This window comes from Pseudomonas gingeri (assembly GCF_013386165.1).
Taxonomy (GTDB): Bacteria; Pseudomonadota; Gammaproteobacteria; order Pseudomonadales; family Pseudomonadaceae; genus Aquipseudomonas; species Aquipseudomonas gingeri_C.
This window is the reverse complement of record NZ_JACAOS010000024.1, coordinates 23,643-42,342: the sequence shown is the minus strand read 5'-3', so window position 1 is coordinate 42,342 and position 18,700 is coordinate 23,643. Positions and strand designations below refer to the sequence as shown.

The following is an 18,700-nucleotide window of genomic DNA, read 5'->3' as shown; positions in this document are numbered from 1 at the left end:
GCAGAGAGCGGTGAGTATCAGGCGGCTGCGCACTTAAGTTGATCGGTGAGCTGGTTAGGCGGTGCCCACGATGTCGTCGCGGACTTTCCCGCTCAGGACGCACCAAGTGGCCCAGGTAGCAAAGAGCCCAGCGGGTGGCTGGTCCCACTCAGGCCGAGAGAAAACTTAACGTCGTGTCCAGGATTGACTGACCACTACACTTTAGGACCTTCAGCGTCATGGACGAAGGCCGATAGATTGAGAGGAAGAGCTCTATCATAGGGCTCTGACACTCCCTCAACCCGAAGCAAGGATCGAACTGCAGATGCAGGATACTCACCGCTTGAACCAGGCTATCACCTCGTCCTACATCGAAACCCAAACACCCGGCCATGCTGCAACAATGAGGGCGCTCTGCACGCTTGCTCTTGTAGCTTTCGTACTGGTTATTGTTGGAGGTACCGCCGCTCAGTCCAACACGCCACACCCAACTCTGTTTATCCTCACACTCACATCATCTATGCTCATTGGTTTTTATATTTTGATGAGCCTGCTCGAAATAAAGCTTGACCAGAAACTTATGCACCTGAAATCGAGCTTGTTGATTTGGGCCGCGTTCTTTGGTGGATTAGGCATTTTCGCTAAGATCGACGCTCAAGCCGAAATTAATCAAATTTTTCATGTCGATCCATCGCTACTGCCCATGACGCTGACTGCGGCGACATTCATTCACGCTTTGGCTAAGCTTGAGCCCATTTTCTACCTGATATCTGTGGCGTCGTTTATTTTTTTTGCCCTTTCCAACAAGGCCTATCGCGAGGGGAAGCGAACTCTCAGCTATTCTGTTTGCCACCTAGCAAATTGTTTGGTATTCCTCATCATAGCCCTGCTGGTCACCCGAGTTATGGCGTCAGAGGAGCGACGTGGTGAGATCCTCTATCGCTTTGCGCACTTAGCGGACTTCAGTACTTTTTCACCTTGCGAAAATGTCAACTCTGAAGAGTTTGACGTGCTCTATCTTGACGGTAATAGAAAACGGGTACTCATTGCGCCAAGAATCAGCGACAGCGGGGATATTGAGCCAACGAAATACCCACTGTTGAAATATGTTCCGGTACCGAAAACATTCTTAACACGAGAGTGTGAGTACTTAAATTCTGCGGAGTGAGCCATTTTTTGAGTAAGTGAAGCATTTCTCTTTCTTGGGTTTCCGGTTCTCTTGTGGTTCAATTGAGCCGAACACATACCTTATGTTTCTGATCTCGGTCCGAGCAAGTGTCAGGCAATCGCCCGGGGGCTAACACGGCTGTTGAACTTCATACTCAAATGAACGGGAAGTCAGATTTCCTGTTCATTTACTGAGCCCTGTCAGCCGCCGACGTTGGCGACCTACCCATCCAGCACCGAGTCCATTTTCAACTGCGCCAGCTCGATCAGATGCACCACACCCATCGCCATCTTGCGGTTCGAACCGATTTGATTGTTGGCGTGCTCATAGGCCGTGGCCGCATCGGCTTGCGGAATCGAGTAGACGTTGGCCAGGGCCTCCTACTGGCTCCTGGATTCAGGTCGATGATCCTGCGCTGCTGTGAGAGGGGCAGGTTTCGAGCCTGTGTCCGGTCGGGTTGTAGTGAGACAAAGCCCGGTCGGCGATGCGAGGGGCAGTGGATTCGACGTTGGATGTTACGAGCGGGCTGGGGGGGATTTTGAACATAGAGTGGGTACTCCCGATCTGTTGAGGGAGCTGCTACATTCGCGGCTAAATGAAGGGGGGGCAGTCGTACGCAGGTTAGTCGACCGGTGATCAGGAAAACCGGCGCACCGAGGTGCCCTGCACACCCTGTCACATAAACTCTGGCGCACATAACCATGGGAGTGAACCAGTGAAAAAATGGATATTTACGGCCGCAGTGCTGATGGCCGTTACATTTACGACACAGGCAGCGGACGACGAGACTGACGCTCACATGCGCGAGGGGCTCGCGCTGGCAGCTAAGCAGTTGCCTATGCAGCTTCAGGGGTATACCACAGTGATTTCTATCTCTCTGGCCCCTGGACACGTAATTACCTATAGGTACGTAATGGATCTGGATGCCCTAATAAGCGACACGGCCGCGAAGGGGAATATGTCCCGCGAACAGCTGGTGCATAACCTTCAGGCTCGACTTGGCACCAACTGGGTCGGCGCTTGGGTAGACAAGGAAATCATGCCTTACCAGCTGCAAAGTCAGTGTGGTGACAATGCGATACTGACAGCAATGAAAATAGGGTATTCACTCAACCATACGTTCACCGATACGAATGGCACCTATCTTTTTGATCGGACTTTTACCCGGAGGGACTGCCGCATCTAATAAGCAGTTTTCCAAAATCAGAAAGTCTTTTTCAGGATTTCCCCAAGTGGCTGCGCTGGGAGCTGGTCAACAGGTAGACTAGCGTTTTAAGCGCCGGTTGGGAGTTTCGCATGGGCACGCAGGAAAACATAACGAGTGCCGGAAGAGATTCGCTACGGCTTTCCCGGTTGCGGCTGCGTGATTTTCGCTGCTTTGAAACGATCGATATCGACTTTCACCCGCAGCTGACAGTGCTGGTTGCGGCCAATGGTACGGGTAAAACGTCCATCCTCGACGCCATCGCCGTCGCCTTCGGTCCGTATGTAGGGGCGTTTGATGAGGCGGTGGGCAAGCATCTTGAACCGAGTGATATTCGCCAGTTTCGTGCCAGACGAACCGCTACTAACGAAATGGAATACGCGCCCCAAGGGGCTCTGCTCGAGGCTACGGGGTTTATTCCCGGCAGTCTGCTCAATCAGCTATCCGATGATTTGCTGCCCACCATTTGGCGCCGTCATCTTTCCAGCACGACCAAGACCAAGACCTCGGTCAAAGACGCCAAGGAGTTGGTAAGCTACGGCAAGCGCATGCAAGAAGCTTCTCGCACGCCGGACACTGAAGTCGTTCTGCCACTGGTTGCGTACTACGGCACTGGGCGGCTGTGGCAGCAGAAAAAATTAACAGATGCGAAAAACATTCAACGGACCTCTAGGACCGTCGGCTATACCGACTGCCTTGATCCTGCCTCCAGCTATAAATCGTTCGTACAGTGGTTTCGCTACTGGAGCCTGAATGCCAAGGAATCCCAACTCAAGGCGCTTGAAGCTGGGGTCAGCGTTGCCAAAACTGAATTCGACGCCTACATCCAGTCAGTGAGTCGCGCGGTGAACGCTTGCATCCAACCGGCAGGCTGGAGCGGCATCGAGTACTCCTTCACCCGCGATGCACTGGTTGCTCGCCATGAGCAATTAGGCGAACTCCCAGTCGAGTGGCTTAGCGACGGTATTCGCAACATGATCGGCATGGTTGCCGATATCGCATTCCGCGCGACCAAACTCAACGGCCACCTTGGTGCGCAGGCGGCGCAAGAGACACCAGGTCTACTGCTGATCGACGAAGTCGACATGCACCTGCATCCGGAATGGCAGCAAGTGGTGCTGCTCAACCTGGCCCAGGCGTTCCCGGCCATGCAGCTTATCGTGACCACCCACAGCCCCCAGGTGTTGAGTACGGTTTCCTCGGACTGTGTTCGAATCCTGCGCACTGAAATCGATCCCGAGACCACCAGCCGAGTCACCACCGTCAGCGAGCCGCAATGGCAGACCCGCGGCGTCGCCAGCTCCGACCTGCTGGCTCGTATCATGTGTGTCGACCCGGTACCCCATGTGCCTGAGGCCATCTGGGTTTCCGATTATCAGGCGCTGATCCAGCAAAATTTTCATGAGCAGCCTGAGGGGCGTGTATTGAGAGACAAGCTGGAGGCCCATTTCGGAGCTGAACATCCAGTCATTCGCGAGTGTGATCGACTGGTTCGTTTGCAGGGCATTAAGCAGCGCCTGCCTCGTGACCTTGGCAACGGGGAGCGTTGAGATGCGTCATCTGGATCGGCAGGACGAACCGCCCTCGGGCCTGAGGCATTACCGGCACGGCCAGGACACCTGGAATGCCACTTGCCCGACACAAGAGGAACGACGGGTTATATGGCTGTCGCTGGACTTAATGCAGGGGGGGCGATGTGCTTACTGTGAGGGGCCAATGGGTGAGGGTAATCGTCATATCGAGCACTTCCGTCAGCGCCGGAATTACCCTCAGGGTACGTTCGACTGGAGTAACCTGTTTGGTTCCTGCAACCGCGCTGGTACTTGCGGCAAGGCCAAGGACCAATGCGGAGCATACCCACTAGGGATGCTGATCAAGCCTGATATCGAAGACCCCGATGCATTTCTGGTGTTCACCCCCGGCGGCACTGTGGAGCCACGGGCGGGCCTGAGTGCGGGCGACCATCTTCGTGCCAGCGAAACCATCCGCATTCTTGTGCTGGACGGTGCCTTGAATCAGATTCGTCGCGCTGAGCTCTACGGCTACATCCAGACCATGGAGTATTTTGTTGAGTACGCCGAGGCGTTTCCCGACGACGAGGGTTGGGTTGAGGAGCTGGATCGGGAAGTGTGCGACACCGCGCATTTGCCGTTCGCGACGGCGATTAGGCATGTGCTGACGCGCCAGAGTGAGTGAACGCACGACCACACGCGAGTAATTGCCATCAGAAAGCCGATGGTCAGTGGCTTAAGGCACTGGAGCAAGCGTACCTGCAGACATTGCCCCAGCAGCCGATCGGCGTTTCTTGGTAAGCGCTCCATAATCTCCGCCCATTTCAAGATGGGCAGCGGGCTCACTCTTTGGCATTGCTCGACTTATCCACGCCGAAACACAAAGTAATCGTTTTTGAGCTGGGGGTAGCTCATCGGTGATCGGTACCGATCATGACCCGTACCTCGGCGGGGGCATGACAGGACGGTCGTGGACTGCTTCACTCTTTGCCGGACGCTGATCGATCCGATCTAGGTGTTCAGTCTCGGGAAGTCATGGTGCACCCTCTTGCTCGACGGTTAAGGATGCACCATGGCTCTCCGAGACTGAACACCTAGGTCGCCTGGGTCTAAGCGATTTGATAGTGCCGCTGGCTATACGATCTATCTGCCAGGCACGGCCGATTGTTGATTTTCGCCGTCGACTTGCTGGCCGAGCATGAGGGTGAGTACGACCATTCGATCTGGCGCTCGACAATCTCTCAGCACATCTGGGGGGAGCTGGGACGTGCAATTCGAATGATTCAGGCTGCCGGCGCCAACGGTGAAGATCTGCTGGCGTTCCGAGTCGAGCTTAAATATGCGCGCAACCACGTCGGCTCGCCGCTGCGACAGTGCTTGGTTGGAGTCATGGGGTGGGCGAACAGGTGTGGTGTCAGAGTAACCACGGACCTCAACTCTATTGACCAATAGGTTGGATGCCTCTACCCGAGCGAGCAGTCGGTTGGCGTTGTATTTGCCGTTTGGATTGGGTTCGGACGAATAAGAATCAAAAGTGATCTCGACGCTCATGGGCAGACAGCTTTCGATTCGCTCCGGCGTCTCGATGACCCAGACCCCTTCGGATTTGAGTTCGAACCGAAATTTTTTTTCTCCTGAGCTTCGGCGCACCGTCGCCTCGACCAGGCTGCGATTACCGACACCGTGCCAGAGCAAGTCAACATTGTGAATGATATGGGCTTGAGAGTTATCCAAATTACAGTCCAGTAATGGAAGTGCGAAGGCGTCAGCGGCAGTTTTAAAAGCGCGGTAATTGTCGTCATCCAACACGAGCGAAACCTGCCGATGGCTCAGTCCCATCTTTTCAACGCTTATCTTAACGAAGATATTGATCAGAGCGTGTCCGAACACCACGGGCAAGCCCATCGCGATCAGTAGCATAAGTAGGCGATAAAAGTTACGCCGCCGTCTGGCGACAGGTATTGTTTCTTGTGACGTCGTCGGTGCTTGGGTAGACGGCTTGATAAATCCGACCAGGACGAAGATGAATCCCGACAATAAATTGGAAATCGTAGGGATTATAGCGTCCTGTAAGTTTTGGATATGCTTGGCAAATGTGAAGTAGATTAAAAGCTCAATGAACAGCAACACCAAGCCGACAAAAAACTGAAACCCCCTGTCGGCGAGACCTCCATTACCATAGAGATCTCGGGTGAAGGGATACATTAAGCAGTAGATGATCCCAAAACCGAGCAGAATCCAGTAACCGTAGAGTGTCCCGAACAACGTAGCGGCAAAAACAAACACCAACGTATCACCCACGGAGAGCCCGCTGGGGAAAAACTGGATGTTGAAAACGCAATAGCAGGTGATGACGAGGATGCCGATCCCGATGATGTACCTTTCGTTGAAGGGCAAAACATTAGTGAGTCGCTTGAAGAGTCTGAGCATCGCTGGACAGCATTCCTTGACGTAAAGGTGGGGAGTTCAATGGTCTCGTGTGCAGGGAACGTATAGCTCGCAGGCAGGTCGTTACCGTATCTAGGATGCTCGATGATGGCAAATTGGCACTATTTTTTCATTCATGTCCGAAAAAACAGCTAGTGTGCTGTTCTCGAAATAACTTACCCATTAGCCTGTGAGGCCATTGCCTCACGGGCCCGCTGTATCTTGTTCAGAATATCCTCTCCTTTTGCGTTCCAGACATAGCGGGTTGGTTGCGCATTGCGCAGGGCCATGAACGCAATAATCGAAGCCTCCAACTCACGTACCGAGCCGAAGCTACCTTCGCGCAGGTAGACCGTGATGTCGCGGAAGAAGCGCTCCACCATGTTCATCCATGAGCTGGAGGTCGGGGTGAAATGCATGTGAAAGCGCGGGTGCTTGGCAAGCCACGCCCTGACCGCCGGTGTTTGTGGGTGGCGTAGTTATCGACGATCAGATGCAGCTCAAGATGCTTGGGCGTTTCACGATTGATCTGCTTGAGAAACACCAGCCACTCCTGATGCCGGTGCTGGCGTTCAATGCAACTGATCAAGCGCCCCTGAAGATAGTCCAGTGCCGTAAACAAGGTGACCGTGCCATGGCGCACGTAATCGTGTGTTTGAGTTCGGATATGACCGATGCCCAGTGGCAGTCCCGGCTGAGTTCGCTCAAGGGCTTGAACCTGACTTTTCTCATCGCAGCAGAGCACCAGCGCTTTGTCTGGTGGATCCAGATACAGCCCGATGACGTCCCAGAATTTCTCTTCGAAATGCGGGTCATTGGACAATTTGAAAGTGCGGGTCAGGTGGGGTTTCAAGTCATTGGCGGCCCACAGTTTATGGACGCTCGTGGCCGAGATCCCAGCGACTCGCGCCATGCTGCGGCAACTCCACCTTGGCTCACCTAACGGTGGCCGAGTGACGTTCTCCAGAACACGGCGCACGGCCTCTTCGGGAAACGAGCTTTTGCGGCCACGCCCTGGTTTGTCGATCAAACCGTCCAATCGCAGGGTTTGGAAACGCTGGCACCAACTGGTGACCGTAGGCAGTGAAAGTCCGGTCAGGCGAGCGATCTCCACTCGCGAGCAGCCTTGGGCTGCCAGCAGGATCACTCGGGCACGCCGACCGTCGCGTTGACTGATCGTGGCCGAACGAACTCGGCGGCTCAGTTCGGACTGCTCTTCTGGACTGAGAACAATTTCCTGGGCGTTCATTGGCGTTCCCCCGAGCGCTGGATGACAGGAGAAGTGTAGCCAATATCACAGGAAAATTATTTCGAGAACAGCACACTAGCGAAGTGTTCCATCATGTTCAAAGCGACCCCTAACCCATCTGCGACATCCTGCGCCGTCAGCATTGATCCTTGGGTCGTCGACGAGGCATCGTCTCACTATAAAACCGGTCCGAATGCAGCCTCTAAACCTGCCTCTTTCACAGCGCCGGGTGATCATCGGCCTGAACCCAGGAATACCGAGGACGCACTGGTCGACGTTTCCTCGATTTTGCAATCCGCAGCGGCCACGGCCTATGAGCATGCCAACAACCAAAGCGTTTCGAACCGCAAGATGGTGATGAGCGTGGTTTATTTGATTGAGCTGGCACAACTGAGGGTGAACTCAGTGCTGGATGCGTAAGCGTTCAGCGCCAGCGGCTGACCGCGCTCTGCAGAATGCCATTCGGGACAGATTTATTTTCAGACTCGGTGGGCGAGCCTCCCTTATCCGCGCCGACCCACAATATTTGTTGTAGAAGAAAATCCGGAAGGCTCGAAAGTGAGAACTTCCGGATTTTTTTTGCTCGTTATCGATGGGTGTTTTTTGATTCTTATCTGTGCATTTATCAAACAAATATTGTTCCGATTAGTGCATTGTTGCTGCAAGACCGGCTTCTTAGACTGAGCTCCAGTTAGCCAATCTCCCTCCAAAGGAAGCTCATCATGATCCGCTCCACTCTGTTTCAAGCGACCGCCTCCGGACGTTCGTTTTCCACCTTGTTCAAATCCGTCATCGCCGGTCTCGGCCTGATGATGGGCGCCGCCCAGTCCGCTAACGCCACGGATGCACCGGTCAATCCACACCCAACCATCCGCGCCATGTTCGGTGCCCAGCCGACGGATCATCTGGACCCGAAAACCACCGCGCTGCTGGTGATCGATTTCCAGAACGAATACTTCACCGGCCGCATGCCAATCCCGGATGGCATGAAAGCCCTGGAAAATACCCAGCGCCTGATCGCCTTCGCCGACAAGGAACATATCCCGGTGATCCACGTGCAGCACATTGCGCCTGCGGGGGCGGCGGTGTTCGCCATTGATGGCAAGACTGTCGACTTCCATCCGCAGATGACGCCGCGCCCGCAGGACAAGGTTATTCAGAAGACCACCGTCAGCGTATTCGCCAGCACGGATCTGGATGCTCAACTGAACAAGGCCGGAATCAAGACCCTGATCATCTCCGGCCTGATGACCCACGCTTGTGTGGCGGGTGCCGCCCGTGATGCCGTGCCGTTGGGTTATAGCGTCGTGGTAGCATCCGACGCCACTGCAACCCGTGCTATCACCCGTGCCAACGGCCATTCCGTGACCCCGGACGAGTTGCACAACTCGGCGCTGGCCGAGATCGAAGACACCTTCGGTTCGGTGGTGAGTACTTCGCAGATCGTTGCCTTGCCGGTCAAGTGATCAACCCTGACTTCGGAACGCCCGCTTCATGAACCAGTTATCCGCCATGCGCGCCTTTCGGTGCATTGTCGAAGCCAAGGGCTTCTCTGCCGCGGCAGAGCTCCTGGACACCACCCACTCGACGATTTCACGGCTGTTGCAACAACTGGAGACTGAGCTGGGCGTTCAGTTGATCAATCGCAATACCCGGCGTTTCAGTCTGACCGGGGCAGGGGAGCAGTACTACGTGGCGTGTGTCGATATCCTCGACCGGGTCGACGCGGCCTCCCAGGCCATGGCCCAGGGGCATCAACGCCCGGAAGGCCTTTTGCGGGTCAGCGTGCCCTTGGTGGTCGGCACCCTGGATCTGCCGCACTGGCTGCCGGGGTTCCAGAAGCGTTACCCCGATATCGAGCTGGAGCTGTGCTGCGATGATCAGTTCGTCGATCTGGTCGCCGAAGGCTTTGATGTCGCCATACGGATCGCCAGCAGCCTGGCGGACACCACCTTGATCGCCCGTACCCTGACGGTCTCCAAACAGGTTCTGGTGGCTTCTCCCGCCTATATCCGCAGCCAGGGTTTACCGCGTACGGCCCAGGAACTCGACAAGCATCGCTTGCTGACGTTTATCGGGGCGTCTTCGGACTGGGAGTTGAGCTCCGCTCGTGGAGCCATGGTCAGGGTCACGCCCGTCGGTCAGTTCCGCAGCAACACCATCAGCGCCCTGCACGCTGCGACACTCGCCGGCGCCGGCATCGCCTGTTTCACCCAGGCCACGGTGCGTAGCGACCTCGCCGAGGGAGGGCTGGTTTCGATCCTGCCGAACTACTCGTTGGGTGAACGGCATTATTACGCGATCTATCCGCAATCCCGTTATCTGGCACCCAAGGTGCGGGCGTTTGTGGATTTCATTGCCGATTACTATCTCAAGTGACTCAAGTGCACCCTCGAGAAGCTCGTCCGTCGCCTGCCGTCGTTTGTTCTTAAAGAAAGCAGCACCAACGCCGACATTGGTATTGAGCAGGCCTTTATTGTCGGTCGGCTACCTGAAAGGGACGAGCGCTGCACGCCTTCACTGCGCAGACAGAGAGGCATTGCGAATGATAAGACTGCTCCTGGATACGCTGCGGACCCTCATGTCCGTACCCCATGACAATCCCAACCTGCTCCGGGCTCAGTACGTTGCCTTGTCTCGGCAACTGCCGCTGATGTACCTGGTCTTGTTGCTCAACATGTGGGCGCTGGCCGTCACTCATCTGGCCACCGCGCCCTTTTGGTTGTCATTCGTCATCCCGCTGATCATGACGCTGGCCTGTGTGCTGCGCGCACGTATGTGGTTGCGTTGTTCCGGGCGCCTGCCGGCCGATGCACAGATCCTCGCCTCCCTGCGGCGAACCAATCATCTGGTGCCGATCGTGGCCGGCGCCTTCACCGCCTGGTCCTTGGCCCTGTACCCCTACGGCGACGCTTACTCACAGTCGCAAATCGCCTTTTTCATGGGGATTACGGTCATCGTCTGCATTTTTTGCATGATGCACCTGCGACCCGCGGCGTTGACCACCTCGCTGGTGGTCAACCTGGCGTTCGTGATTTTTTTCGCGTCTACCCACAACCCGGCTTTTATTGCCACGGCGGTGAATATCCTGCTGGTGTCGTTGGCGATGCTGATCATCCTGCAGCACCACTATCGTGACTTCACCCGTTTGGTGAATGTGCAGGCGCAAACCGAACAGCTGAGCAACGAGAACCTGCGACTGGCCAATCAGGACAGCCTGACCGGGCTGCCCAACCGACGACAGTTCTTCACCACCCTGGAGAGCGCCATGAGCCAGGCGATCGCCAAGGACAAGCGCCTCGCCGTCGGTATCCTCGATCTCGATGGCTTCAAACCCGTGAACGATCTCTACGGCCACAGCGTCGGCGACAAGATTCTGATCATGGTCGGTCGGCGTTTGCTGCAGTTGGCCGGGGCCACGCTGCATGTGGCACGGCTGGGTGGGGATGAGTTCGCCCTGGTGCTCGAAGGCGATCTCAGCGACGAAGATTTGCAGGCTTTCGGCAAGGCCGTCTGCGAGCAATTGCACGTGGAGTTTTTGCTGGTCGACGTGCCGATCCAGATCGGCGCCACCCTGGGCATCGCCACGTTTCCCCATGGCGCCGCCAGTGCCATAGAGCTGTTCGAATACGCCGACTATGCGCTTTATCAAGGTAAGCGCCATAACCCGGGGTCGATGTGCCTGTTTTCGGCCAGCCACCGCGAGCAGTTGCAGCGCGATGCCGTCACCGAGCAGGCGTTGCGCAGGGCGGTGCTGGACAAGGAGTTCTTCGTGCTGTTCCAGCCGATCCTCGACTGTCGCAGTCGTGAGACCATCGCCTTCGAGGCCTTGGCCCGCTGGAACAGCCCGGAGCTGGGCCAGGTCTCCCCTGCGCAGTTCATTCCCATTGCCGAACGCATCGGCCTGATCAATCGCCTCACGCTGCCCTTGTTGAGGCAGGCGCTGGGCATGGCGCGGATGTGGCCACACGGGATGCGGCTTTCATTCAATCTGTCGGTCCATGACTGCGGCTCTCGCGACAGTGTGCAGTCGATTATCGACGTGATCAACGCCAGTGGCTTCAATCCGGCGCATCTGGACCTGGAAATCACCGAAACCGCCATCATGCAGGACATCCCCCAGGTGCAATGGGCAATCGGGCAGTTTCGCAAGCTGGGCTGCGGTATCTCGCTGGACGATTTCGGCACGGGTTATTCAAGCCTGAGTCAGTTGCATGCCCTGGCGCTGACCAAACTCAAGATCGATCGCAGCTTCGTCACCGAGCTTCATACCAAGCCCGCGAGCTATAAAATCGTCAAGTCGCTGGTGGCCTTGAGCCTGGATATGGAACTGGAGTGCGTGGTCGAGGGGGTTGAGACGCAGGAGGAGCTCAATGCCCTGCGCAGCCTGGGGTGCATGCAGGTGCAGGGCTTTTTCTTCTGTCGTCCCGTGGCTTTCGCCGACACTCTGGTCTGGTTGGCGCAGGCTGAAGCGCGGCGTGGAGAATGGGTGGCCTTACAGGCGCGGGGTTCGGCGTAACCCGAGCGCCCGCCCCGACTTCGACAGCGTACTGTCGGTATTGCTCAGGGCTGGTCTACGGATCTGTCGATGGCCGAGTTCGCTATTCGGGCCTCCGCGCGGGCCTTGGCGGCTTCCTGGGCGCTGACAATCGTCTTGGCATCTTCACGTTCGAGGAAGCGTGCCATCGACTGGTCGCGTTGGGCTTGCATGCGCGCGGTCACCTTGCTGCTACCGCCTTCGGCGAGGGCCGCGGCGGGGGCGATCAGCAAGGCCAGGCTCAAGAACAGGTTGAAGGGCTTCATGATCAACGTAACCAGATTTCGCTGACCGAATGGTCTGCCGCCTTGCGCAGCACCAGATCGGCACGCTCGCGGGTTGGCAGGATGTTTTCCAGCAGGTTGACGCGGTTGATATCCCGCCAGATCTGCCGCGCGGCTTCGGGGGCTTCCTCGGGCGTCAGGTCGGCCAGTTTGCGGAAGTAGGCGCCGCGGGCGCGGAATGAGGTTTTCTGCAGCATCAGGAAGCGCGCCACGTACCAGTGTTCGATGTCTTGTTCATCGGCATCCAGGTACACCGAGAAGTCGAAGAAGTCGGAGACGATTGTAGAGGGCTTCTGCCCGTCGACGCCATCGGTCTGCAGGACGTTGAGGCCTTCGAAGATCAGGATGTCCGGCTGGTCGATCACCTGGTACTGGTCGGGCACGATGTCGTAGCTGACATGGGAGTAGATCGGCGCCTCGATATTGTGCTCGCCGGCTTTCACCGCGGCCAGGAACTTGACCATGTGCTTGCGATCGTAGCTCTCCGGAAAACCCTTGCGGTGCATGATGCCATCGGCCACCAGCTTGCTGTTGGGGTAGAGGAAACCGTCGGTGGTGACCAGGGCGACGTTCGGGTGATCCGGCCAGCGTGCCATCACCGCCTGCAGCACGCGGGCAAAGGTGCTCTTGCCGACGGCAACGCTGCCGGCGATGGCCACGATGTACGGGCCGCGGTGGGTCGGGCGACCGAGAAAGGTGTCGCGGATGCCCGTCAATTGGCGCGCGGCGCCGATGTGCAGGTTGATCAGCCGCGACAGGGGCAGATAGACGTTGGCGACATCTTCCAGGGAGACGTCTTCGTTCACGCCACGTAACGCCGACAGATCGTCTTCCGAGAGGGTCAGCGGCGTGCTTGCACGCAGTTCCGCCCACTCGTTGCGGGTCATTACGAGGTAGTCATCGGGTATCATCGGTTGCCGTCCAGGCCTCTTCAATGGGCGGATTATCCAACGCTTTGCCCCCACTTGTCCGAAGATCAGAATAATCTTTTGAATTGATTGGATATTCTGTAGCCTTGCGGCGCTGCAAAGCAGTCCATGCCTGATGGATTCACTCTCCCGGTCCATACGTTGCACCTAATATCCCGTCTCGGAAAGGGGCGGGGGCCGGGGTATACTCGACTTTCGCGCTCTCGCGCCTGCAGGTCTTGCGAACATGACGCAGATTTCCGAACGCCTTCTGGTTCAAGCCCACCTTGACGCCAAGCAACCCAAACCTCTGAGTGCCGCCGAAGAGGCGCAGCTACGCGCGGATATCGCCGCCGAGCTCAAGGCCCAGGACGCGGTGCTGGTGGCCCACTTCTATTGCGATCCGGTGATCCAGGCGCTGGCCGAGGAAACCGGTGGCTGTGTCTCCGACTCCCTGGAAATGGCCCGTTTCGGTGCCGCGCACCCGGCCAAGACCGTGCTGGTGGCCGGTGTACGTTTCATGGGCGAGACCGCCAAGATCCTCACCCCGGAAAAACGCATCCTGATGCCGACCCTGGAAGCGACCTGCTCGCTGGACCTGGGCTGTCCGGTGGACGAGTTTTCCGCGTTCTGCGACCAGCATCCCGAGCGCACGGTGGTGGTCTATGCCAACACCTCGGCGGCGGTGAAGGCGCGGGCCGACTGGGTGGTGACCTCCAGTTGTGCGTTGGAGATCGTCGAGAGCCTGATGGACAACGGCGAAACCATTATCTGGGCGCCGGACAAGCATCTGGGGCGCTATATCCAGAAGGAAACCGGCGCCGATATGTTGCTCTGGGACGGCGCTTGCATCGTCCACGAGGAATTCAAGTCCAAGCAGTTGGAAGACATGAAGGCGCTGTATCCCGAGGCGGCGATCCTGGTGCATCCGGAATCGCCGGAATCGGTGATCGACCTGGCCGATGCGGTAGGTTCCACCAGCCAGTTGATTGCGGCCGCGCAGCGTCTGCCGAACAAGACCTTTATCGTGGCCACCGACCGCGGCATTTTCTACAAGATGCAGCAGCTGTGTCCGGACAAGGTATTCATCGAGGCACCGACCGCCGGTAACGGCGCGGCATGCCGCAGTTGCGCGCATTGCCCATGGATGGCCATGAATACCCTTGAGCGCACCTTGCAGTGCCTGCGTGAGGGCACCAATGAGATTTTCGTCGACCCGGCGATCATTCCCCGTGCGGTGCGCCCGCTCAAGCGCATGCTGGATTTCACCCAGGCTGCGCGCTTGAAACTGGCAGGCAATGCCTGACGGGAATTTGTAGGAGCCGGCAAGCCGGCTCCTACAGGTTGTGTGTATCAGCCGCCCATCATCTCCTTGACCATACGCTCCTGATCAATCAGCTCCTTCTGGCGCGCATCAATGCGTGAGGCCAGTTGAAAGTTCGGCGCGCGGCGCTTGGCGAAGTCCAATTGCTGGATCGCCTGCTTGAAGTCACCCACCAATGCAAAGTACTCGGCGCGTGCCTGGTGCAGACCGATGATATTGCCGGACTGGCCACGGGTTTCGGCGAGCTGGTACCAGACGTCCGGATCATCCGGACGCGCCTTCAGCAAGTCGTCCAGGGCCTTTTCCGCCTCGGCCGGGTGGTTCTGCTTGATCAGCAGGTCGATGCGTTCCTGCTTGAGCGGATAGCTGGCGGGATATTGCAGCAGCATCTTGTCGACCCGCTGCATCGCTTCGGGGAAACGGCTGGCCGCCGTGTCCAGGTCTATCTGCGCCAGGTTGTAGGTGATGTCGTTGGGCGACTTGTCCAGCAGCGGCTTGAGGGTCGCACGCGCTTCGTTCAACTGCGTCCCCTTGAGCTGCGCGATGGCCAGGCCATAACGCGCCACGTCGGACTTGGGGTTTTCGTCCAGTTGCGCGCGAAAGCGCTTGGCCGCCAGGCCTGGCGAGTCTTCGTAGGAAAGTATCACCCGGGCCCGAATCAGTTGGTAACGCTGGCTGTCTTCAATACCGCCGGGCTTGGATTGCTCGGCCCGGTTGCGGGTGTCGGCGATCCGCGATTCGGTGACCGGGTGGGTCAGCAGGAACTCTGGCGGCTTGGCATCGAAGCGGTAGATACGCATCAGGCGCTCGAACATGGTCGGCATCGAGCGTGGGTCGTAACCGGCTTTTTCCAGGGTGAGGATGCCGATACGGTCGGCTTCCTGTTCGTTCTGGCGCGAGAATCGCTGCTTCTCCTGGAACGCCGCAGCCTGGGTGCCGGCGATGGTGGCGATGCCAGCGTCACCGCCGCCCGCCGCGGCGATGACGATCCCGGTCAGCAGTGCCGCCATCATCGGCAGTTGCATGCGTTGCTGGGCTTCCACGCCCCGGGCGAAGTGGCGTTGTGACAAGTGCGCCAGTTCGTGGGCCAGGACCGCAGCGTATTCGCCTTCGGTCTGGGCATTGAGGAACAGTCCGCCGTTGATCCCGATAATCCCGCCAGGGGCTGCGAAGGCGTTGAGCTGGTTGCTGTCGATCAGGATGAACACCAGGCGCCGGTCCTGGACCTGGCTGCTTTCCGCCAGCTTGTAGACGGTGGTCTCGACGTAATCCTTGAGCTGCGGGTCATTGAGTTGCTTGACCTCGCTGCGCAACAGGCTCAGCCAGGCACGCCCCAGCTGGAACTCCTGTTGCGGGGAGACAATGGCGGAACTGGCGTCGCCGAGTGACGGCAGGTCGTCGGCGAAGCCAGGAGAGGCGAGCAGGCAGGCGAGCGTCAACAGGGTGGGGCGCAGAAAGGTCATGCACAGGGCTCTGAGTCGACAAAGTCCTTACTGTAGCTGGACGCCGGGCTTGCGACCAGAGCCCCTTCCACTTGCGGTATCCTAGGTGCCTCGAATCGACCATCCGGCACCGCGCCAGGAGTGAAGCAATGACCGAAGTTGTAGAGCACGACGCCGAGCTGGACGCCAGTGGCCTGAACTGCCCGCTGCCGTTGCTCAAGGCCAAGCTGGAGCTCAATCGCCTGGCCAGTGGCGCGGTGCTCAAGGTGATTGCCACCGATGCCGGATCGCAGCGCGATTTTCGCACTTTCGCCAGGCTCGCCGGACACATCCTGATTCATGAAGAGGAAGCGTCCGGCGTTTATCGTTACTGGTTGCGCAAGGCCTGAGGCCCCGCGTCGGCTCAGGCCTTGTGCAGTGCCTGGGCCGCTGCCAGCACGGCATCGACATGGCCTGGAACCTTCACGCCGCGCCATTCCTGGCGCAGAACGCCTTGGGCATCAATCAGAAAGGTGCTGCGGTCCACGCCCAGGTATTCCTTGCCGTAGAGTTTCTTCAGCTTGATCACGTCGAACAGCTGGCAGACGGCTTCGTCCTTGTCGCTGATCAGCTCGAAGGGGAATTCCTGCTTGCCCTTGAAGTTCTCGTGGGACTTCAGGCTGTCGCGAGACACACCGAAGACTTCGGTGTTGGCCGCCTGGAAGGCCGCGTACTGGTCACGAAAGCCCTGGCCCTCGGTGGTGCAGCCCGGGGTGCTGTCCTTGGGGTAGAAATAGATCACCACCTGCTTGCCCTTGAGGCCCGCGAGGCTGACGGCCTGCCCACTGGTGGCCGGTGCCTGGAAATCGGCGACGGGTTGATCGATCACGACAGCCATGGAGGTTTCCTTACATTGGGTTCTGTGGGCGCCACGGTTCGATCAGCGCGTCGAGGTTCATCGCGTCGGCGAAGTCCAGGAACTGATCGCGCAACCAGCTGATCTGCACACCGGCAGGCAGGGTCACGGTAAAGGTGGCGTTGAGCATGGTGCCGCCGGTCTGGGGCGCCAGGTACGTGTCGCAGGTCAGGTTTTCCAGCTCGACGTTGTGGTCCATGAAGAACTGGCACAGCTCGTTGATGATGTCCGAGCGGTAGGCCGAGCTGACATAAGCGACGTACGGTAGCGCCTGGGGACGATTCTCCAGGGCGCCGCTGCGCACCACGCTGACGATGAAGGCGTGTTTCTTCGCCAGGTTCGGCAAACCGGCTTCAAGACGCGCCAAGGCGTCCCAGCTACCGGAAATCTGCAGGACCAGCGCGCTGTACTCGCCATGGCGGGTCAGGCGTGAGGTTACGACGGCGCAACGATTTTCATGGCTGGCGCGGCACAGGACGTTGGTCAGCTCCATGGGGTTGGCGCCGAGGGCACTGATAACAAGGAATTGTTCGCGGACTGTGGGGGTGGACATGCAGCATTCCTAGAGCGATGAGCGGTCGATACCTTGGCGTCGGTCGCGGGCTGGGTTCGGCTGTCCGGATGCGCATGGCGAGGCCTGGGATCGAGCGTTGGCGCCGGGTGCCGCCTCGCAGAGGACGGGCAGCGGCCAGGCCTGATCGGGCTTTGGGCAGCGAAAATGGAGGCTGGAACCCGGCACATGAGGGACTCAGTACCGATCAAAGTCTGAAGGGTAGCGAAAACCTGCGCTCAGGGGAATGCTCATAGACAGTACTTCGCTTGTACAAGCCTGATGGCGCCAGTACCATTACCGCTCTCTTTTTCCGGCAGGAGCGGTTGCATGATTGCGGGCAGTATGGTGGCACTGGTCACACCCATGGATGCACAGGGTCGTCTTGACTGGGACAGCCTGAGCAAACTGGTGGACTTCCACCTGCAAAACGGCACCAACGCCATTGTCGCGGTCGGCACCACAGGTGAGTCGGCCACTCTCGATGTGAACGAGCATATCGAAGTGATTCGTCGCGTGGTTGATCAGGTGGCAGGACGTATCCCGGTGATTGCCGGTACGGGCGCCAATTCGACGCGTGAAGCGATCGAGCTGACCATCAATGCGAAAACCGCCGGCGCCGATGCGTGCCTGCTGGTGACTCCTTATTACAACAAGCCGACCCAGGAAGGCTTGTACCAGCATTTCCGCGCCATCGCCGAAGCCGTCGACATCCCGCAGATCCTCTACAACGTTCCGGGTCGTACCGCGTGCGACATGCAGGCAGAGACCGTGATTCGCTTGTCGAGCGTGCCGAACATCATCGGCATCAAGGAAGCCACCGGTGATCTGGAGCGGGCCAAGGCCATCCTGGCGGGTGTCAGCAGTGATTTCCTGGTGTACTCCGGTGATGATGCCACCGCGGTCGAGCTGATCCTGCTCGGCGGCAAGGGCAACATCTCGGTAACCGCCAACGTCGCACCCCGTGAAATGAGCGACCTGTGTGCCGCTGCCATGGCCGGCAAGGCCGACGAGGCCCGGGCGATCCACCAAAAACTGATGCCGCTGAACAAGACCCTGTTCATCGAATCCAATCCTATCCCCGTGAAATGGGCACTGCATGAGATGGGCTTGATGCCGGACGGTATCCGTCTGCCGCTCACCTGGCTCAGCGCTGCCTGTCACGAACCGCTGCGGCAGGCCATGCGCCAGTCCGGCGTCCTGGTTTAATTGAGGAAATACC

At 58.1% G+C, this 18,700-nt stretch carries 18 protein-coding genes and 1 pseudogene; 11 read left to right on the top strand and 8 right to left on the bottom strand.

Annotated features, from left to right (window positions below):
- Positions 1 to 304: 304 nt before the first annotated feature.
- The gene (locus tag HX866_RS30420) at positions 305 to 1,147 is read left to right on the top strand and encodes a hypothetical protein (RefSeq protein WP_177141016.1); all 843 of its coding nucleotides are present in this window, start codon (positions 305 to 307) and stop codon (positions 1,145 to 1,147) included.
- Positions 1,148 to 1,368: 221 nt separating this feature from the next.
- On the opposite strand, the gene HX866_RS34940 is transcribed toward HX866_RS30420, so the two are convergent.
- On the bottom strand, positions 1,369 to 1,503 hold the full coding sequence (locus HX866_RS34940; protein WP_371319305.1) for a DUF6124 family protein: 135 nt from the start codon (positions 1,501 to 1,503) through the stop codon (positions 1,369 to 1,371).
- Between the two features lie 359 nt (positions 1,504 to 1,862).
- Here HX866_RS34940 and HX866_RS30415 point away from each other — a divergent pair, with 359 nt between their 5' ends.
- The 3 genes from HX866_RS30415 (at position 1,863) to ptuB (ending at position 4,547) form a co-directional block, all read left to right on the top strand.
- On the top strand, positions 1,863 to 2,333 hold the full coding sequence (locus HX866_RS30415; RefSeq protein WP_177141015.1) for a hypothetical protein: 471 nt from the start codon (positions 1,863 to 1,865) through the stop codon (positions 2,331 to 2,333).
- Positions 2,334 to 2,443: 110 nt separating this feature from the next.
- Positions 2,444 to 3,901 (top strand): AAA family ATPase, encoded by a 1,458-nt coding sequence (locus HX866_RS30410; protein WP_177141014.1) that lies wholly within the window; start codon positions 2,444 to 2,446, stop codon positions 3,899 to 3,901.
- Position 3,902: 1 nt separating this feature from the next.
- Positions 3,903 to 4,547, top strand: coding sequence for a retron Ec78 anti-phage system effector HNH endonuclease PtuB (ptuB, locus tag HX866_RS30405; protein WP_177141013.1), 645 nt, complete (start codon positions 3,903 to 3,905; stop codon positions 4,545 to 4,547).
- A 458-nt stretch (positions 4,548 to 5,005) separates the two neighbouring features.
- Here ptuB and HX866_RS30400 read toward each other — a convergent pair whose 3' ends face one another.
- Complete coding sequence (locus HX866_RS30400) at positions 5,006 to 6,292, bottom strand: OmpA family protein (RefSeq protein ID WP_177141012.1); 1,287 nt, start codon at positions 6,290 to 6,292, stop codon at positions 5,006 to 5,008.
- A 173-nt stretch (positions 6,293 to 6,465) separates the two neighbouring features.
- Positions 6,466 to 7,538 (bottom strand): annotated as a pseudogene (locus tag HX866_RS30395) (IS630 family transposase).
- 93 nt (positions 7,539 to 7,631) lie between these two features.
- On the opposite strand from HX866_RS30395, the gene HX866_RS30390 reads away from it, so the two are divergent.
- The 4 genes from HX866_RS30390 (at position 7,632) to HX866_RS30375 (ending at position 12,057) form a co-directional block, all read left to right on the top strand.
- The gene (locus tag HX866_RS30390) at positions 7,632 to 7,958 is read left to right on the top strand and encodes a DUF6124 family protein (RefSeq protein WP_177141011.1); all 327 of its coding nucleotides are present in this window, start codon (positions 7,632 to 7,634) and stop codon (positions 7,956 to 7,958) included.
- Between the two features lie 302 nt (positions 7,959 to 8,260).
- Positions 8,261 to 9,004, top strand: coding sequence for a cysteine hydrolase family protein (locus HX866_RS30385; RefSeq protein WP_177141010.1), 744 nt, complete (start codon positions 8,261 to 8,263; stop codon positions 9,002 to 9,004).
- A gap of 28 nt (positions 9,005 to 9,032) precedes the next feature.
- The gene (locus HX866_RS30380; protein ID WP_177141009.1) at positions 9,033 to 9,917 is read left to right on the top strand and encodes a LysR family transcriptional regulator; all 885 of its coding nucleotides are present in this window, start codon (positions 9,033 to 9,035) and stop codon (positions 9,915 to 9,917) included.
- 166 nt (positions 9,918 to 10,083) lie between these two features.
- Positions 10,084 to 12,057 (top strand): putative bifunctional diguanylate cyclase/phosphodiesterase, encoded by a 1,974-nt coding sequence (locus tag HX866_RS30375; RefSeq protein ID WP_177092754.1) that lies wholly within the window; start codon positions 10,084 to 10,086, stop codon positions 12,055 to 12,057.
- A 44-nt stretch (positions 12,058 to 12,101) separates the two neighbouring features.
- On the opposite strand, the gene HX866_RS30370 is transcribed toward HX866_RS30375, so the two are convergent.
- A complete protein-coding gene (locus HX866_RS30370; protein ID WP_177092753.1) occupies positions 12,102 to 12,341 on the bottom strand; it encodes a co-regulatory protein PtrA N-terminal domain-containing protein in 240 nt (79 codons plus the stop codon).
- 2 nt (positions 12,342 to 12,343) lie between these two features.
- Positions 12,344 to 13,246 carry a type I pantothenate kinase gene (gene coaA / locus HX866_RS30365; RefSeq protein WP_256261165.1) on the bottom strand — a complete coding sequence of 301 codons (903 nt, stop codon included), beginning with the start codon at positions 13,244 to 13,246 and terminating at the stop codon, positions 12,344 to 12,346.
- Positions 13,247 to 13,514: 268 nt separating this feature from the next.
- Between coaA and nadA the strand changes: the two genes are divergently transcribed.
- A complete protein-coding gene (nadA, locus tag HX866_RS30360) occupies positions 13,515 to 14,573 on the top strand; it encodes a quinolinate synthase NadA (protein ID WP_177092751.1) in 1,059 nt (352 codons plus the stop codon).
- 47 nt (positions 14,574 to 14,620) lie between these two features.
- Here the strand turns inward: nadA and HX866_RS30355 are convergent, their stop codons facing one another.
- Positions 14,621 to 16,054 (bottom strand): M48 family metalloprotease, encoded by a 1,434-nt coding sequence (locus tag HX866_RS30355; RefSeq protein WP_177092750.1) that lies wholly within the window; start codon positions 16,052 to 16,054, stop codon positions 14,621 to 14,623.
- A 128-nt stretch (positions 16,055 to 16,182) separates the two neighbouring features.
- On the opposite strand from HX866_RS30355, the gene HX866_RS30350 reads away from it, so the two are divergent.
- Positions 16,183 to 16,422, top strand: coding sequence for a sulfurtransferase TusA family protein (locus tag HX866_RS30350; RefSeq protein WP_103498659.1), 240 nt, complete (start codon positions 16,183 to 16,185; stop codon positions 16,420 to 16,422).
- 14 nt (positions 16,423 to 16,436) lie between these two features.
- Here HX866_RS30350 and HX866_RS30345 read toward each other — a convergent pair whose 3' ends face one another.
- Together HX866_RS30345 and HX866_RS30340 are read right to left on the bottom strand one after the other, a co-directional pair.
- Positions 16,437 to 16,910 (bottom strand): peroxiredoxin, encoded by a 474-nt coding sequence (locus HX866_RS30345; protein WP_177124033.1) that lies wholly within the window; start codon positions 16,908 to 16,910, stop codon positions 16,437 to 16,439.
- A gap of 10 nt (positions 16,911 to 16,920) precedes the next feature.
- A complete protein-coding gene (locus HX866_RS30340) occupies positions 16,921 to 17,481 on the bottom strand; it encodes a glycine cleavage system protein R (RefSeq protein WP_121137672.1) in 561 nt (186 codons plus the stop codon).
- 327 nt (positions 17,482 to 17,808) lie between these two features.
- Here HX866_RS30340 and dapA point away from each other — a divergent pair, with 327 nt between their 5' ends.
- Positions 17,809 to 18,687 (top strand): 4-hydroxy-tetrahydrodipicolinate synthase, encoded by an 879-nt coding sequence (dapA, locus tag HX866_RS30335; RefSeq protein ID WP_177092748.1) that lies wholly within the window; start codon positions 17,809 to 17,811, stop codon positions 18,685 to 18,687.
- Positions 18,688 to 18,700 lie beyond the last annotated feature (13 nt).

What these genes read in the sequence shown, in the direction of transcription:
- HX866_RS30420 (WP_177141016.1), top strand. Translation starts at nt 305, where the DNA reads ATGCAGGATACTCACCGCTTGAACCAGGCTATCACCTCGTCCTACATC.
- HX866_RS30410 (WP_177141014.1), top strand. Translation starts at nt 2,444, where the DNA reads ATGGGCACGCAGGAAAACATAACGAGTGCCGGAAGAGATTCGCTACGG.
- ptuB (WP_177141013.1), top strand. Translation starts at nt 3,903, where the DNA reads ATGCGTCATCTGGATCGGCAGGACGAACCGCCCTCGGGCCTGAGGCAT.
- HX866_RS30400 (WP_177141012.1), bottom strand. Translation starts at nt 6,292, where the DNA reads ATGCTCAGACTCTTCAAGCGACTCACTAATGTTTTGCCCTTCAACGAA.
- HX866_RS30390 (WP_177141011.1), top strand. Translation starts at nt 7,632, where the DNA reads ATGTTCAAAGCGACCCCTAACCCATCTGCGACATCCTGCGCCGTCAGC.
- HX866_RS30385 (WP_177141010.1), top strand. Translation starts at nt 8,261, where the DNA reads ATGATCCGCTCCACTCTGTTTCAAGCGACCGCCTCCGGACGTTCGTTT.
- HX866_RS30380 (WP_177141009.1), top strand. Translation starts at nt 9,033, where the DNA reads ATGAACCAGTTATCCGCCATGCGCGCCTTTCGGTGCATTGTCGAAGCC.
- HX866_RS30375 (WP_177092754.1), top strand. Translation starts at nt 10,084, where the DNA reads ATGATAAGACTGCTCCTGGATACGCTGCGGACCCTCATGTCCGTACCC.
- HX866_RS30370 (WP_177092753.1), bottom strand. Translation starts at nt 12,341, where the DNA reads ATGAAGCCCTTCAACCTGTTCTTGAGCCTGGCCTTGCTGATCGCCCCC.
- coaA (WP_256261165.1), bottom strand. Translation starts at nt 13,246, where the DNA reads ATGACCCGCAACGAGTGGGCGGAACTGCGTGCAAGCACGCCGCTGACC.
- nadA (WP_177092751.1), top strand. Translation starts at nt 13,515, where the DNA reads ATGACGCAGATTTCCGAACGCCTTCTGGTTCAAGCCCACCTTGACGCC.
- HX866_RS30355 (WP_177092750.1), bottom strand. Translation starts at nt 16,054, where the DNA reads ATGACCTTTCTGCGCCCCACCCTGTTGACGCTCGCCTGCCTGCTCGCC.
- HX866_RS30350 (WP_103498659.1), top strand. Translation starts at nt 16,183, where the DNA reads ATGACCGAAGTTGTAGAGCACGACGCCGAGCTGGACGCCAGTGGCCTG.
- HX866_RS30345 (WP_177124033.1), bottom strand. Translation starts at nt 16,910, where the DNA reads ATGGCTGTCGTGATCGATCAACCCGTCGCCGATTTCCAGGCACCGGCC.
- HX866_RS30340 (WP_121137672.1), bottom strand. Translation starts at nt 17,481, where the DNA reads ATGTCCACCCCCACAGTCCGCGAACAATTCCTTGTTATCAGTGCCCTC.
- dapA (WP_177092748.1), top strand. Translation starts at nt 17,809, where the DNA reads ATGATTGCGGGCAGTATGGTGGCACTGGTCACACCCATGGATGCACAG.